Source organism: Rhabdothermincola salaria (assembly GCF_021246445.1).
Lineage (GTDB): Bacteria > Actinomycetota > Acidimicrobiia > Acidimicrobiales > Acidimicrobilacustridaceae > Rhabdothermincola_A > Rhabdothermincola_A salaria.
On the sequence record NZ_JAJQXW010000003.1, the window covers coordinates 182844 to 197142 of the forward strand.

The window sequence follows — 14299 nt, forward strand, 5'->3', positions numbered from 1 at the left end:
TGGTCGGCCCGCGCCGTCAGCGGTCGGGCCCAGCGACGCCGAGGGACTGGAGCCGCTCGAAGTCCACGGCGATGAACAACCCTTCGCCCTCGGCGCAGAGCACGTCGCCGGCGTGCAGGGTGCCCCGCACCACGATCTTGCGTCCCTCGGCCAGCTCGGGCCGGGCCCGCAACTCCAGCTCGGTGTCGAGGGGGGTCGGACGGCGGTAGTGCACGGTGAGACGACCGGTCATGCCCGCCTTGCCACTGAGGCCCTGGGCGGCACCGAGGATCTCGTCGAAGAGCCCGGCCACCACGCCGCCGTGGACGTGGCCCGGCGGCCCCTCGTAGGTGCGGCCGCACGTGGCCCGGCCCACCACCTCCCCGCCGGCGATCGACATGTCGAGGGGCGGCGCCACCGGGTTGGCCCGCCCGCTGTAGGGGCTGCGCTCGAAGAGGCGGTGCGGTTCGGCCGCAGCCAGCGCCGCCTCGGCGTAGCCCAGCTCGCCGCCCGGTCCCTCCGGGTCGACGCCCGCCTCGAGGCGGGCCAGCGCCTCCTCGACCGCCACCGCCACTTCCTCGAGGTCGGCCGCCGAGGCGGTCGTGCCGCTCAGACGCTCGAGGATGCCCCGGGTGGCCTGGGCCAGCCGGCGGGCCGCGACGCGGGATGGGGTCAGCCGTTCGACGGGGGTGGGCATCCAAGCCGTGAAGGGATCGAACCCCGCGACGGCCTCGAGGCTGTCGTCCCAATCGCTCATGGTCGCTACTCCATCTCGAAGTCGACGATCACCGGCGCATGGTCGCTCGGCTGCTTGCCCTTGCGCGCGTTGCGGTCGATGAGCACCGAGCGAGCACGTGGCAGGAGCGACGCCGAGGCCAGGACCAGGTCGATGCGCAGGCCTCGACCCTGGTGGAAGTCGCCCCGGCGGTAGTCCCACCAGGAGTAGAGGCCGCCGGCGTCGTAGTGCTCGCGGAACACGTCGGTGAGGCCCCAGTCCTCGAGGCGGGCCAACGCCTCGCGCTCGGGCTCGCTGACGTGGGTCTCGCCGGCGAAGGCCGCAGGGTCGTGGACGTCGCGATCGTCGGGGGCGACGTTGAAGTCCCCGCACACCACGACGTGGGTGGAGGGGTCCTCGAGGGTGTCGAGCGTGCGGCGCAGGCGCGCCAGCCAGGTGAGCTTGTACTGATAGTGGTCGGCGTCGAGCGAGCGACCGTTGGGCACGTACACGCAGGCCACGCGGATCCCGCCGCAGGTGGCCCACAGGATCCGAGCCTCCGGGTCGGCCTCGCCCTCGTCATCCCACCCGGCGCGGACATCGGCCAGCCCGACCTTGGAGAGGATGGCCACGCCGTTCCACCGGCCCTCGCCGTGGTGGGCGCACTCGTAGCCGCGCTCCTGGAACGTGAGGTGGGGGAAGGCAGTGTCGGCCAGCTTGGTCTCCTGCAGACAGAGCACGTCCGGCTGGACCTCGTCGAGCCACTCCTCGACGCGTGGGAGGCGGGCCTTCAGGGAGTTGACGTTCCACGTGGCGAGACGGAGCACGGCCCCGAATCTACGTGGCTCGGCCCGGTGTCCGGCCCGAGGGGCCGAAGTCCGCCCCGGATGGGACTTCGTCCTCCGCGTCGCGGACCCCACCCCGTTGTACCGTCAGCGCACCGACGAGTCTTGGGGGACCTCATGGACGCCTGGCACGACATGATGCAGCGGCTCTGGGCTCGCATCGGGCGGTTCCTGGTGGCCCACGCCGGCGCGGTGCTGATCGTGACGCTGCTGATCAGCGTGGTGCTGGCCTTCGGCGCCACCCGGCTCACCTTCGCCACCGGCCAGGACAGCTACCTCAACGCGGACTCCCAGGTCGCCATCGACAACCGGGCCTACCAGGACCTCTTCGGCGGCGAGGCCATGATCACCGCCATCGCCATGGAGGACGGGGGTTCGATCGTCGACCTGTTCACCGCGGAGAACAACGCCGAGATGCGGCGGATCCAAGAAGAGGTCAAGGCCCTCCCCGGGGTCAACGGCGCCGTCACCCCCCTCACCGCGCTCGAGTGGTCCCAGAACCTCGTCGTGGCCCCCGAGGGCAGCGACGACCCGACGGCGAGCGTGGCGGGGGGCATCCTCCTCGGCGCCACCGGGCGCGAGACCGATCCCGACGCGCAGGCGGCACGCCTCGCCGATGCCGCCACCACCGTCGAGCGACTCGAGGCGGCCGGCGAGCAGCGCCTCGACAACCCCGAATGGGTGCGGTTCCTCCTCATCGACAACCAGGGGGACATCAGGGCCTCGTTGCGCCCGTTCTTCCCGGTGGCTCCCGGCCAGGAACCCACCGAAGCCAACGCCATCCAGGCCCAGATGCTCACCCGGCTCACGGGCAACGCCTCCATCGAGGAGGAGGGCGAGGCGGCCACCGAGGTGGTCGAGATCGTCGAGACCGCAGAGCTCTCGGGCGCCCGCACCCTCACCACCGGCGGGCCCGTGCTGTTGAAGGACATCAACGACTACCTGCAGGGCGGCATGCTCGTGCTCGGCGCCATCGCCGTGGTCGTCATGATCGTGGTGCTCTCGCTGGCCTTCCGGGTGCGGTGGCGCCTGGTGCCCCTCCTGGTGATGGCCATCGGGGTCGTCTGGACCTTCGGGCTGCTCGGCTACACGGGCTTCCAGCTCTCGCTCGTCACCATCGCCGGGCTGCCGATCCTCATCGGCCTCGGGGTCGAGTTCGCCATCCAGGTGCACAACCGGGTCGAGGAGGAGTTGCTCCTCGAGCGGGCGTCCACACCCTTCGTGGAGTCGATCCGCAACATCGGCCCGGCGCTGGCGGTGGCGACCGTGGCCGCGGCGATCGCCTGCCTGGCCCTGCTGGCGTCGAAGGTCCCGATGATCCGCGAGTTCGGGATCCTGCTCGCCATCGGCATCGTCTTGGTGTTCGCCGCCGCCATCGTGGTCCCCGTGGCCACGCTGTCGATCCGCGAACGCCGATCGCCCACCACCGAGCGCCGCCAGCAGCGGGTGGTCGAGCGCTCGATGGTCCAGCTGGCCCGGGCCCCGAAGGTCCTCGTCGGTCCCCTGGTGTTCGCCGCCGTGGCCCTCTTCGCGGTCGGCATGGTCGTGGAGGAGGACACGCCGATCCAGACCGACCCCGAGAAGTGGGTGGACCAGGACAGCCAGACGATCAAGGACCTCGACCAGCTGAAGGCCGAGACCGGCTCGTCGAGCGAGCTGGGCGTCTACATCCAGAGCCCCGACGGCGTCCTGACCGACGAGATGAGCGCCTTCGTGACCGGCCTGGCGCTCGACACGCTGGAGGGCAACGCCGACACCCTGGTCAACGTGTCGAGCCTGGCCACCACCGTCTTCTACCTGATGGAGGTGCCGGGCGCGTCTCCGCTCCCCCCCACCGGTGAGGACCTCCAGAACGCCTACGCGGTGGCCCCACCCGACATCCAGCAGTCTCTCGTCGCGGACGACGGCAACGCCACCAACATGGTGTTCCTGGTGGGCCAGTCCTCGCTCGAGATCCGCAAGGACCTCGTCGACGAGCTGAGGGCCACCGTCCAGCCTCCGGCCGGCGCCACCGCCACCCCCGCCGGGCTGGCGGTGGTCGGGGTCGGCCTGCTCGACAACCTCACCGCCAACCGCCTGCTGCTCACCTGGTTGGCCCTCGGCGGCGTCGCCCTCTGGCTGGTGATCCGCTTCGCCAGCCTGGTCAAGGCGGCCCTGGTGCTGCTACCCGTGCTGCTGGCCGTGGGCCTGGCCGCCACCGTCGTGTGGGCCGCCGGCATCACGGTGAGCCCGCTGACCACGGTGAGCGGCCCGCTGGTCATCGCCATCTGCACGGAGTTCGCCACGCTCATCTTGTTCCGCCACCTCGAGGAGCGGAGGGCGGGCCACGCCCCCCGAACCGCGGTCGACATCGCCGCGGCCCGCACCGGACGCGCCTTCTTCGCCTCGTCGCTCACCATCGTCGGCGGGTTCGCCGTGCTCCTCGTCTCGCCGCTGCCGCTGCTGCGCGACTTCGGTGCCATCGTGGCCCTCACCGTGGCCATCGCCTTGCTGTCCGCCGTCACGGTGCTGCCACCGGTCCTCATCTGGGCCGACGAGCGCGGTTGGGTGAAGGCCGGGCGCTCGACCGCCACCGATCCCACCGGAGCGGACCGGCGCTCGACCGAGGCGCCCGTCTAGTCCACATCGCCAGTGGTGGCCTGGGTCCTCGCGCCCGGCGCCGACCGGCCTTCGCGGGGCGCTCGGCACCCGTCGGCGCGCCGGTAGCATCCACTCGTGGCCGATGACTCCCCCCTGCAGATCGCGGGCCCGAACGCGTGGCTCGTCGACGAGATGTACGAGCAGTACCTCGACAACCCGACCTCGGTGAGCGAGTCCTGGCAGGACTTCTTCGCCGACTACCGCCCGTCGGGTCCAGCTGGTCGGGCCGCACCGCCCACCCCCGCTCCCGAGGCACCGGCGTCCACTCCGGCCCCCTCGACTCCCGCCGCCACCACACCGGCCGCCCCGGCAGCCTCGGCTGCCGAGACGAAAGAGGCGCCGGCCGAGGTGCCCGGCCAGCCGCTGCGGGGTGCCGCCGCCCGCATCGTCACCAACATGGAAGCCAGCCTGGCCGTGCCCACGGCCACCAGCTTCCGTGAGGTGCCGGCGAAGCTCCTCGAGGTCAACCGCAAGATCATCAACGGCTACCTCACCCGCACGCGGGGCGGGAAGATCAGCTTCACCCACATCATCGGCTACGCCGTGGTGCGGGCCATCGCCGACACCGTCCCGGTGATGAACTCGTCGTACCTCGAAGGCCCCGACGGCAAGCCCCGGGTCGTCCGGCCGGAGCACATCGGCCTCGGCATCGCCGTCGACATCGAAAAGGACGACGGCAGCCGCACGCTGATGGTGCCCTGCGTCAAGCGCGCCGACACCCTCGACTTCGCCGAGTTCCACGCGGCCTACGAGGAGCTCATCCGCAAGGTGCGGTCCAACAAGCTCAGCCCCGACGACTTCTCGGGCGTCACCGTGAGCCTCACCAACCCGGGCACCATCGGCACCGTGCAGTCCGTGCCCCGCCTCATGCCGGGCCAAGGGCTCATCGTGGGCGTGGGGAGCCTCGACTACCCCACCGAGTTCCAGGGCGCCGACCCCGCCACGCTGGCCGACCTGGGCATGTCCAAGATCATGACGGTCAGCTCGACCTACGACCACCGCATCATCCAGGGTGCCGAGTCGGGGTTGTTCCTGAAGCGGGTCCACGAGCTGCTCACCGGCGCCGACGACTTCTACGAGGACGTGTTCCGTGCCCTCGGCGTGCCCTACGAGGCCGTCGACTGGCGCCGCGACGTCAACCCCGTCGACCGCGAAGCGGGCATGCTCGACAAGCAGATGCAGGTCCAGCAGCTGGTCAACATGCACCGGGTGCGGGGCCACCTCATCGCCGACCTCGATCCGTTGTCGAGCGAGGAACCCCACCTGCACGCCGAGCTCGATCCGGCCACCTACGGGCTGACCATCTGGGACCTCGACCGCGAGTTCTTCACCGGCGGCATCGCCGGGCGCACCCGCATGAAGCTCGACGACATGCTGGGCGTGCTGCGCGACGCCTACTGCCGCACGATCGGCATCGAGTACATGCACATCCAGGATCTGGCCGAGAAGCGCTGGATCCAGGAGCACGTCGAAGGCGTGTCGGTCGAGCTCACCGTCGACGAGAAGCACCACATCCTGGAGCGACTCAACTCCGCCGAGGCGCTCGAGAAGTTCCTGGCCACCAAGTACCTGGGCCAGAAGCGCTTCGGGCTCGACGGCGCCGAGGCGACCATCCCGCTCATCGATGCCGTGCTCTCCGAGGCGGCCGACGCCCACATGGTGTCCGCCGTGGTCGGCATGGCCCACCGGGGTCGGCTCAACCTCCTGGTGAACATCGTGGGCAAGAGCTACCAGCAGCTCTTCAACGAGTTCGAGGGCAACATCGACCCCGAGTCCATCCAGGGCTCGGGCGACGTGAAGTACCACCTGGGCCAGACCGGCAAGTTCGAGAGCCGCCGGGGCAACGCCATCCCCGTCGAGCTGGCCGCCAACCCGTCCCACCTCGAGGCCGTCGACCCGGTGGTGGTCGGCATGGCCCGGGCCAAGATGGACCTCATCGAGCCGCCGGGCAACTACCCGGTGCTGCCGGTGCTCATCCACGGCGACGCCGCGTTCGCCGGCCAGGGCGTGGTCGCCGAGACCCTCAACCTGTCCGACATCAAGGGCTACCGCGTGGGTGGCACCATCCACGTGATCATCAACAACCAGCTCGGGTTCACCACGCCGCCCACCGCGGCCCGCTCGTCGGAGTACCCGACCGACGTGGCCAAGATGGTGCAGGCCCCGATCTTCCACGTGAACGGCGACGACCCCGAGGCGGTGGTGCGGGTGGCCCGTCTGGCCTTCGCCTACCGCCAGGCGTTCCACAAGGACGTCGTCATCGACATGGTCTGCTACCGGCGCCACGGCCACAACGAGGGCGACGACCCCAGCTACACCCAGCCGCTCATGTACAAGCGCATCGACGCCCGCCGCACGGTGCGCAAGATCTACACCGAGGCCCTCGTCAAGAAGGGCGACATCTCCCTCGAGGAGGCCGAGGCGGCGCTCGACGACTTCCAACAGCGCCTGCAGAGCGCGCTGGACGAGACGCGGTCCCAGGCGCCCCCGCAGGCGATGGCCAAGGCCCCCGAGCGCACGTACATGGGGGTTCGCCCCCAGGTCGACACCGGGATCTCCCAGGAGGCGCTCGACGAGATCTTCGCCGCCCTCGATCGAGTGCCCGAGGGGTTCACCGTCCACCCGAAGCTGGCCAAGCAGTTCGAGACCCGCCGCAAGATGTACACCGAGGACGGCGAGGTCGACTGGGCCCTCGGCGAGGCGTTCGCCTTCGGTTCGTTGCTCCACGAGGGCACCTCCGTCCGGGTCGCCGGCGAGGACAGCCGACGCGGCACGTTCTCGCACCGTCACGCCGTGCTGGTCGACTACGAGAACGGCGGCGAGATCACGCCGCTCGACGGCGCGGCGCGCGACGGCGCCAAGTTCTGGATCTACGACTCGCTGCTCTCGGAGTTCGCCGCCCTCGGGTTCGAGTACGGCTACGCCGTCGAGAACAAGGACGCGCTGGTCGTCTGGGAAGCCCAGTTCGGCGACTTCATGAACGGCGCCCAGGTCATCATCGACCAGTTCATCGTCGCCGCCGAGGACAAGTGGGACCAGACCGCCGGCTTGGTCATGCTGTTGCCCCACGGCTACGAGGGGCAGGGCCCCGAGCACTCCTCGGCTCGCATCGAGCGCTTCCTCACCCTCTCGGCGGGCGACAACATCCAGGTCTGCAACGCCACCACCGCGGCCCAGTTCTTCCATCTGCTGCGGCGTCAGATGCACCGAGAGGTGCGCAAGCCGCTGATCGTGTTCACCCCCAAGTCGCTGCTGCGGGCCAAGGCCTCTCGTTCACCGGTGTCGGAGCTGGTGACGGGCTCGTTCCAGGAGGTCATCGACGATCCGGGGATCACCGACCCTGCCGCCGTGCGACGGGTGGTCTTCGCCTCGGGCAAGGTGGCCGTCGAGGCCCAGCACGAGCGCGACCAGCGCGGCGCGCCGGTCGCCATCGCCCGCGTCGAGCAGCTCTACCCCTGGCCCTTCGAGGCGGTCGCCGGGGTGCTCGCCCGCTACCCCAACGCCCACGAGCTGTGGTGGCTGCAGGAGGAGCCCGAGAACATGGGGGCCTGGAACCACATCAAGGGCCACCTGTACGAGGCGCATGACGACACCCACTCGGTCCACCGCGTGAGCAGGCCGGAGTCGGGCAGCCCGGCCACCGGCGTCCTCGCCATCCACCAGGCCGAGGTCCGCGAGCTCTGGGACCACACCTTCCGCGACCTCTGACGCCAGCGAGCCGGCGCCCGGTGGCGGCGGCGGCGCCGGCGCCGGCGCCAGCGCCAGCGGGCGTCACGCGAGCAGGTCGCGGGCCACGGCGTCCCACATCTCGGTCGAGAGCCGCAACGACGTGGTGTCGACGCGCTCGTCGTCGCCGTGGAACATGGCGCCGTAGTCCTCGAAGGTGAGGTGCTCGCTGAAGAGCCCGAAGCCGTAGGCGGTGGCGCCGGTCCGCCGGAAGAAGCGGGCGTCGGTGGCGCCCACGGTGAGGAACGGCACCGTCTCCGAACCGGGGTACCAGCGCTGCGTGAGACGCGAGAGGCTGCGCCACAGGGGGGTGTCGGTGGCCGACGAGCTCGACGGGTCCTCCCGGTCGGGGATGAACTCCACCTTGGCCGCCAGGTCGCCCAACGCGGCGTCGAGCTCGGCGTGCACTTCCGCCGCGCCCTGGCCGGGCAGGGTGCGGATGTCGACCTGGAGCTCGACGGTGTCGGGGATGACGTTGATCTTGGTGCCGCCCTCGATGATCGTGGGGGCGAACGTGGTGTGGGTGCAGGCGTGGAACTGGCGGGCCATCCCCACCGGGAGCTGAGCCAGGACGTCGTGGATGCCGTCGGGTGACAGCAACGGCTCGGTGATCTCGGGTGGGTAGCCCATGGAGGTGATGAAGCGTCGCCACGTGTCGTGGATGACGGTCTCGGGCACGTGCTCGGCGAGGCGACGCACCACCTCGGCCGCGGTGACCAGGGCGTTGTCGGTGCGGTAGGGCTGGGAGCCGTGGCCCGGCGTCCCCCCGATGCGCAGGGTGCCCCACATCGAGCCCTTCTCGCCGACGATCACCGGGAGCTTGAGCCCGGCCGGGCTCGGCAGGGGGATCCCGCCCGACTCGGTGATGACGTAGTCGGCGGCCACCGCGTCGAGGTGGTGCTCGACGAGATGCTCGGCCCCGTAGGTTCCCAGGGCCTCCTCGTCGGCGACGGCCAGGTACACGAGGGTCCCGTCGGGGGTGAAGCCGCGGCGGGCCAACTCCTTGAACGCCACCGCCATGGACGCGGTGAGGTTCAACATGTCGACCGCCCCCCGGCCCCACACCTCGCCCTCGATGAGCTCACCGCCGAAGGGGTCGTGGCGCCAACGGGCCTCGTTGGCCGGCACCACGTCGGTGTGGCCCATCAACAGCAGGGTGGGGGCCTCGGGATCACGCCCCTCGATGCGACCCACGAGGCTGGTGCGTCCGGGGCCGGCGGTGTAGCGCTCGAGATCGAGGCCTGGGCCCTCCAGGTAGTCGGCGAGGAGGCCGGCGCTGCGCTCCTCGTGCCCGGACCCGGCGGTCCCGTCGTTCACGCACCGGTTGCGGATGAGCCCCTGGAGCAGCTCGGTGCACTCCCCCTCGAGGGCCATCGTCGTGGCGTCCACCCTCGGCAGCGTAGGCTGAGCGGGACAGACACACCGTGGAGTCGCCCCGAACCTCCCGACCGTGACGTCGCCGCGACCGCCCCGTCCAGGGTCGGTGCGCAGCGCCGTCGGGTCGGATCCGGGTTGGTGCCCTCGACGGTCCGCCCCTCCGGGGCCCCACCGCTTCCGCCTCTGGGCGGAGAACACAGAAGAGCCGACAACCCACATGATCCGATCCCACGTGGTCGTCGATGGATCGAACATCGCGACCGAGGGGCGCACCAGCCCCAGCCTGCGCCAGCTGGACGACGCAGTGAAGGCTTTCCTCGACGAGCACGCCGTCGAGACCCTGACGGTCGTCGTCGACGCCACCTTCCCCAACCGCATCGAGCCATCCGAGCGCGCCGAGTACGAAGAGGCGATCCTCGCCGGCGAGCTGGTGACGCCCCCCGCGGGGGCCATCGGCCGAGGCGATGCCTTCATCCTGCAGATCGCCGAGAAGGTCGGGGCCACGGTCCTGTCCAACGACTCCTTCCAGGAGCTGCACCCCGCCCATCCCTGGGTGTTCGACGAGGGTCGCCTGATCGGCGGCAAACCGGTGCCCGGCGTGGGCTGGGTGTTCCTGCTGCGGTCGCCCGTGCGAGGCCCGGTGAGCCGCCGAGCGGTGCGCGAGGCCAAGGACAAGGACCGACCGCGCGAGAAGAGCGACGACGGCCGGCGGCGCTCGCAGAGCGAAGGCAAGTCCAAGCGCCCCAAGGGCGGCGGCGAGACCAAGACCGCCGGCGACAGCTCGTCCAAGGACTCGAAGCAGTCCAAGGAGCGGAGGAACCGTCCCGCCAAGAAGCCGGCCGAGCCCCTCAACGAACCCCTTCCCTTCATCGAGTTCGTGGCCGCCCACCCGATCGGCAGCACCCTCGAGGGCAAGGTCGAGACGTTCTCCTCCCACGGCGCCTACGTCGAGGCCGGCGGCGCCCGCTGCTACGTGCCTCTCAAGCTGATGGGCGACCCACCGCCGAAGCGGGCTCGTGACCTGATGACCATCGGCGAACGCCGGCTGTTCGCCGTCCACTCCCTCGATACCCCCCGACGCGGGATCGACCTGGCCATGGTCGACGCTCCGCCGATCAGCTCGCCTCGCCCCGACGACGACGCCGAGACGACGACAGCCCCATCCAGTGAGTCGCCTCAGCATCGTCCCCCCACGACATCGGACGGGCCGCCGGCCGACTCTGTTTCCGCGGCAACGAAGCCGCGTCGCGGTCGCCGATCGGGGGCACCAACCACCACGGACGTTGACGCAGTTGGTACAACTACGCGATCCGATCAACACGCCGAGGAGGCGACGGTGACCCCAGCAGCGAAGAAGGCCCCGGCCAAGAAGGCGCCCGCGAAGAAGGCACCCGCCAAGAAGACCGCGGCGAAGAAGGCGCCCGCCAAGAAGGCACCCGCCAAGAAGACCGCGGCGAAGAAGGCGCCCGCCAAGAAGGCACCCGCCAAGAAGACCGCGGCGAAGAAGGCGCCCGCCAAGAAGGCACCCGCCAAGAAGACCGCGGCCAAGAAGGCGCCCGCCAAGAAGGCACCCGCCAAGAAGACCGCGGCCAAGAAGGCGCCCGCCAAGAAGGCACCCGCCAAGAAGACCGCGGCCAAGAAGGCACCCGCCAAGAAGACGACCTCGCGTCGCCGCTGACCCTCAGCTCCCGTCGTGATCGGTGCCCCGCCCGAGGCGGGGCACCGTCGCGTCCGAGGCCCGTCGGCGGGTCCGCAGGGCCTCGGTAGCCTCGGAACCCATGAGCGCCCAATTCATCTTCACCATGCACAAGGTGGGCCGCTTCCACCCGCCCGACCGCGAGGTCCTCAAGGACATCAGCCTGTCCTTCTATCCCGGCGCCAAGATCGGCGTGATCGGCGCCAACGGGTCCGGCAAGTCCTCGTTGTTGCGCATCATGGCCGGCGTCGACGACGGCTACACGGGTGAGGCTCGGCTCAGCCCCGGCTTCACGGTCGGGCTCCTCGAGCAGGAGCCCCACCTCGATCCGGACAAGGACGTGATGGGCAACGTCATGGACGGTCTCGGCGAGACGGCCACGTTGCTCGAACGCTACGACGAGGTCCTGGCCAAGTGGGCCGACCCCGAGGCCGACTACGAGAAGCTGGGCGAGGAGCAGGCCGACCTCGAGGCCAAGATCGAGGCCAGCAACGCCTGGGACCTCAAGCGGACCATCGAGATCGCCATGGACGCGCTGCGCCTCCCGCCGTCCGACGCCGAGGTCACCAACCTCTCGGGCGGCGAGCGCCGCCGGGTGGCCCTGTGCCGCCTGCTGCTCAGCCATCCCGACCTGCTGCTCCTCGACGAGCCCACCAACCACCTCGATGCCGAGTCGGTCGCCTGGCTCGAGCGCTTCCTGCGCGACTACTCCGGCACCGTCGTGGCCATCACCCACGACCGCTACTTCCTCGACAACGTGGCCGGGTGGATCCTCGAGCTCGACAACGGGCGCGGGTTCCCGTTCGAGGGCAACTACTCGGGGTGGCTGGAGCAGAAGCAGGAGCGGCTGCGCCAGCAGGAGAAGGCCGATTCGGCCCGCGCCCGCACCCTCGCCCACGAGCTCGAGTGGGTGCGCATGGCCCCCAAGGCCCGGCAGGCCAAGAGCAAGGCCCGTCTCGGGGCCTACGAGCAGTTGCTCGCCGAGAGCCAGGCCAGCCAGGGCGGCGGCGACAAGCTCGAGATCTACATCCCGCCCGGCGATCGTCTCGGGGACCTCGTCATCGAGGCCGACGGGCTCACCAAGGGATACGGCGATCGCCTCCTCTTCGAGGACCTCGGCTTCTCCCTGCCCCGAGCCGGCATCGTGGGCGTCATCGGACCCAACGGCGCCGGCAAGACGACGCTGTTCCGGATGCTCACCGAGCAGGAGCAGCCCGACGCCGGTTCGCTGACGGTCGGCCCGACGGTCGATCTGGCCTACGTCGACCAGAGCCGCGACATCCTCGATCCCGACAAGACGATCTACGAAGAGATCACCGACGGGCGCGATGTGATCAAGCTCGGGCCACGCGAGATGAACGGCCGGGCCTACGTGGCCTCGTTCAACTTCAAGGGATCCGACCAACAGAAGAAGGTCGGCGTCCTCTCGGGCGGTGAACGCAACCGCGTCCACCTGGCCAAGGTGCTGACGCGAGGCGGCAACGTGCTGCTGCTCGACGAGCCCACCAACGACCTCGACGTCGACACCCTGCGCGCCCTCGAGGACGGCCTCGAGTCGTTCCCCGGCTGTGCGGTCGTGATCAGCCACGATCGCTGGTTCCTCGATCGCATCGCCACCCACGTGCTCGCCTTCGAAGGCGACTCCCAGGTGCGCTGGTTCGAGGGCAACTTCAGCGAGTACGAGGCCTTCCGCCACAAGGAGCTCGGCGCCGAGGCCGATCAGCCCCATCGCATCAAGTACAAGCCGCTGCTGCGGTGAGCCGTCGGCTCCGGGCGGGACCGTCCCCCGGAGCCCGGCTCAGGCCTCTCCCAGCGACTCGGTGGGCAACGGTAGGTGGGCGTCGAGCACGGCGAGATACGGCTCCACCTCGCCCTCGTGAGGCAGGGCGCGCAGCTCGTCGGCGGTGCGGCGGCTGTTGACCGCCCTGGTCACCTCCCACGGAGTGGTGACCAGCACCCACCCGGGCGGGGCGTCGTGGGACCGCCAGGTCCGCACCCCGCACCGGGCCTCGATGCTCCCGAGACCGGCCGCCTCCAACGGGGCCGTCAGGCCGGCGAGCGTGCGAGGCAGGACCATGTCCACGTCGAGGGCGTCGTAGTCGGCACGGCCGATGGCGCCCCTCAGGTCGTGCTCGTGCACGGCCAGGTCGTCGAAGAGCAGCCCGGCCCCACCGGACAGCAGACCTCGCAGGCCCTCGTCGATGCTCGTCCACTCCTCGACGAGGGACGCCAGCGACCGGCCCCGGCGGGCCTCGACCAGGCCGTCGAGCCAGGCCTGGAGCTCGCCGCCGGGGACGTCGCCCGACGAGAGGGCCGCGGGCAGCCCGCTGCAGTGCGCCACCAGATCCGTGACCGACCAGTCCGGGCAGGCGGGGACGGTGCGGGCCAACTCGTCCGGATCGCACCCCTCGACCAGCTCGATCATGCGCATCCGCACGCGGTCGTATGCCTCGAACAGATCCCCCACGACGTCCCCTCTCGTCACGCCGACCGACCCCCGGTCGTGGACCGGCACCCTAGGGTACGGAGGTGAGCGCCACCCCGGAACGACACGACCCCACCGACACCGCCGACGACCATGCCCTGGCCGCCCGCCTGGCCACCGGGGCCGGGGAGCTGCTGTTGGGCCTGCGCTCCGAGCTCTCCGCCGAAGGGGCCGACGAGCGGACCATCAAGGACGCCGGCGACCTGCGGTCCCACGACTGGCTCATGGCCGAGCTGGCCACCGCCCGACCCGCCGATGCCGTGCTCTCCGAGGAGGGCAAGGACGACCAGGTCCGACTCCGGGCGTCTCGGGTGTGGATCGTCGACCCGCTCGACGGCACGCGCGAGTTCGGCGAAGGACGTGACGATTGGGCCGTGCACGTGGCCCTCTCCGTCGACGGTGTCCCGGTCGTGGGGGCGGTGGCCCTCCCCGGGCTCGACCTCACCCTCGCCAGCGCGCCGGCCGCCACCGTGCCGGCCCGACCCGATGGCGCGCCCGTGCGCCTGGTCGTGAGCCGGAGCCGTCCGCCGGCCCTCGCCACCGCCGTGGCCGCCTCGCTCGGCGGCGAGCTGCTCCCCATGGGCTCGGCCGGCGCCAAGGCCATGGCCGTGGTGCGGGGCGAGGCCGACGTCTACGTGCACGGCGGCGGTCAGTACGAGTGGGACAACTGCGCGCCGGCGGCGGTGGCGCTGGCCGCCGGGCTGCACGTGTCGAGGCTCGACGGCTCGCCCCTGCGCTACAACAACGCCGATCCCTACCTCCCCGACCTCGTCGTGTGCCGGGCCGAGCTGGCCGACGACGTGCTGGCGGCAGTGGCGGCCGCGGGCGAGGTCTGA

9 protein-coding genes are annotated in these 14299 nt (G+C 70.8%); 5 read left to right on the forward strand and 4 right to left on the reverse strand.

What is annotated here, in order from left to right; all coding sequences use genetic code 11:
- Nucleotides 1-16: 16 nt before the first annotated feature.
- Both LUW87_RS14130 and LUW87_RS14135 read right to left on the reverse strand, forming a co-directional pair.
- Nucleotides 17-736, reverse strand: coding sequence for a PaaI family thioesterase (locus LUW87_RS14130; RefSeq protein WP_232671837.1), 720 nt, complete (start codon nucleotides 734-736; stop codon nucleotides 17-19).
- 5 nt (nucleotides 737-741) lie between these two features.
- Nucleotides 742-1521 (reverse strand): exodeoxyribonuclease III, encoded by a 780-nt coding sequence (locus LUW87_RS14135; RefSeq protein WP_232671838.1) that lies wholly within the window; start codon nucleotides 1519-1521, stop codon nucleotides 742-744.
- 135 nt (nucleotides 1522-1656) lie between these two features.
- On the opposite strand from LUW87_RS14135, the gene LUW87_RS14140 reads away from it, so the two are divergent.
- Nucleotides 1657-4158, forward strand: a complete 2502-nt coding sequence (locus LUW87_RS14140) for an efflux RND transporter permease subunit (protein ID WP_232671839.1) — start codon at nucleotides 1657-1659, stop codon at nucleotides 4156-4158.
- 96 nt (nucleotides 4159-4254) lie between these two features.
- Complete coding sequence (locus LUW87_RS14145; RefSeq protein WP_232671840.1) at nucleotides 4255-7887, forward strand: multifunctional oxoglutarate decarboxylase/oxoglutarate dehydrogenase thiamine pyrophosphate-binding subunit/dihydrolipoyllysine-residue succinyltransferase subunit; 3633 nt, start codon at nucleotides 4255-4257, stop codon at nucleotides 7885-7887.
- Between the two features lie 63 nt (nucleotides 7888-7950).
- Here LUW87_RS14145 and LUW87_RS14150 read toward each other — a convergent pair whose 3' ends face one another.
- Nucleotides 7951-9294, reverse strand: a complete 1344-nt coding sequence (locus LUW87_RS14150; protein WP_232671841.1) for a M20/M25/M40 family metallo-hydrolase — start codon at nucleotides 9292-9294, stop codon at nucleotides 7951-7953.
- Nucleotides 9295-9499: 205 nt separating this feature from the next.
- Here LUW87_RS14150 and LUW87_RS14155 point away from each other — a divergent pair, with 205 nt between their 5' ends.
- Both LUW87_RS14155 and ettA read left to right on the forward strand, forming a co-directional pair.
- The gene (locus LUW87_RS14155) at nucleotides 9500-10960 is read left to right on the forward strand and encodes a histone H1-like repetitive region-containing protein (protein ID WP_232671842.1); all 1461 of its coding nucleotides are present in this window, start codon (nucleotides 9500-9502) and stop codon (nucleotides 10958-10960) included.
- A 100-nt stretch (nucleotides 10961-11060) separates the two neighbouring features.
- Entirely contained in the window at nucleotides 11061-12737 is a 1677-nt protein-coding gene (gene ettA / locus LUW87_RS14160) for an energy-dependent translational throttle protein EttA (RefSeq protein ID WP_232671843.1), read from the forward strand.
- Nucleotides 12738-12776: 39 nt separating this feature from the next.
- Here the strand turns inward: ettA and LUW87_RS14165 are convergent, their stop codons facing one another.
- A complete protein-coding gene (locus LUW87_RS14165; protein WP_232671844.1) occupies nucleotides 12777-13445 on the reverse strand; it encodes a maleylpyruvate isomerase N-terminal domain-containing protein in 669 nt (222 codons plus the stop codon).
- Nucleotides 13446-13507: 62 nt separating this feature from the next.
- Here LUW87_RS14165 and LUW87_RS14170 point away from each other — a divergent pair, with 62 nt between their 5' ends.
- On the forward strand, nucleotides 13508-14299 hold the full coding sequence (locus tag LUW87_RS14170; protein WP_232671845.1) for a 3'(2'),5'-bisphosphate nucleotidase CysQ: 792 nt from the start codon (nucleotides 13508-13510) through the stop codon (nucleotides 14297-14299).

Bases quoted from the DNA above. Each gene is read 5' to 3' on its own strand.
- ettA (WP_232671843.1), top strand. From the start codon at position 11,061: ATGAGCGCCCAATTCATCTTCACCATGCACAAGGTGGGCCGCTTCCAC.
- LUW87_RS14140 (WP_232671839.1), top strand. From the start codon at position 1,657: ATGGACGCCTGGCACGACATGATGCAGCGGCTCTGGGCTCGCATCGGG.
- LUW87_RS14155 (WP_232671842.1), top strand. From the start codon at position 9,500: ATGATCCGATCCCACGTGGTCGTCGATGGATCGAACATCGCGACCGAG.
- LUW87_RS14130 (WP_232671837.1), bottom strand. From the start codon at position 736: ATGAGCGATTGGGACGACAGCCTCGAGGCCGTCGCGGGGTTCGATCCC.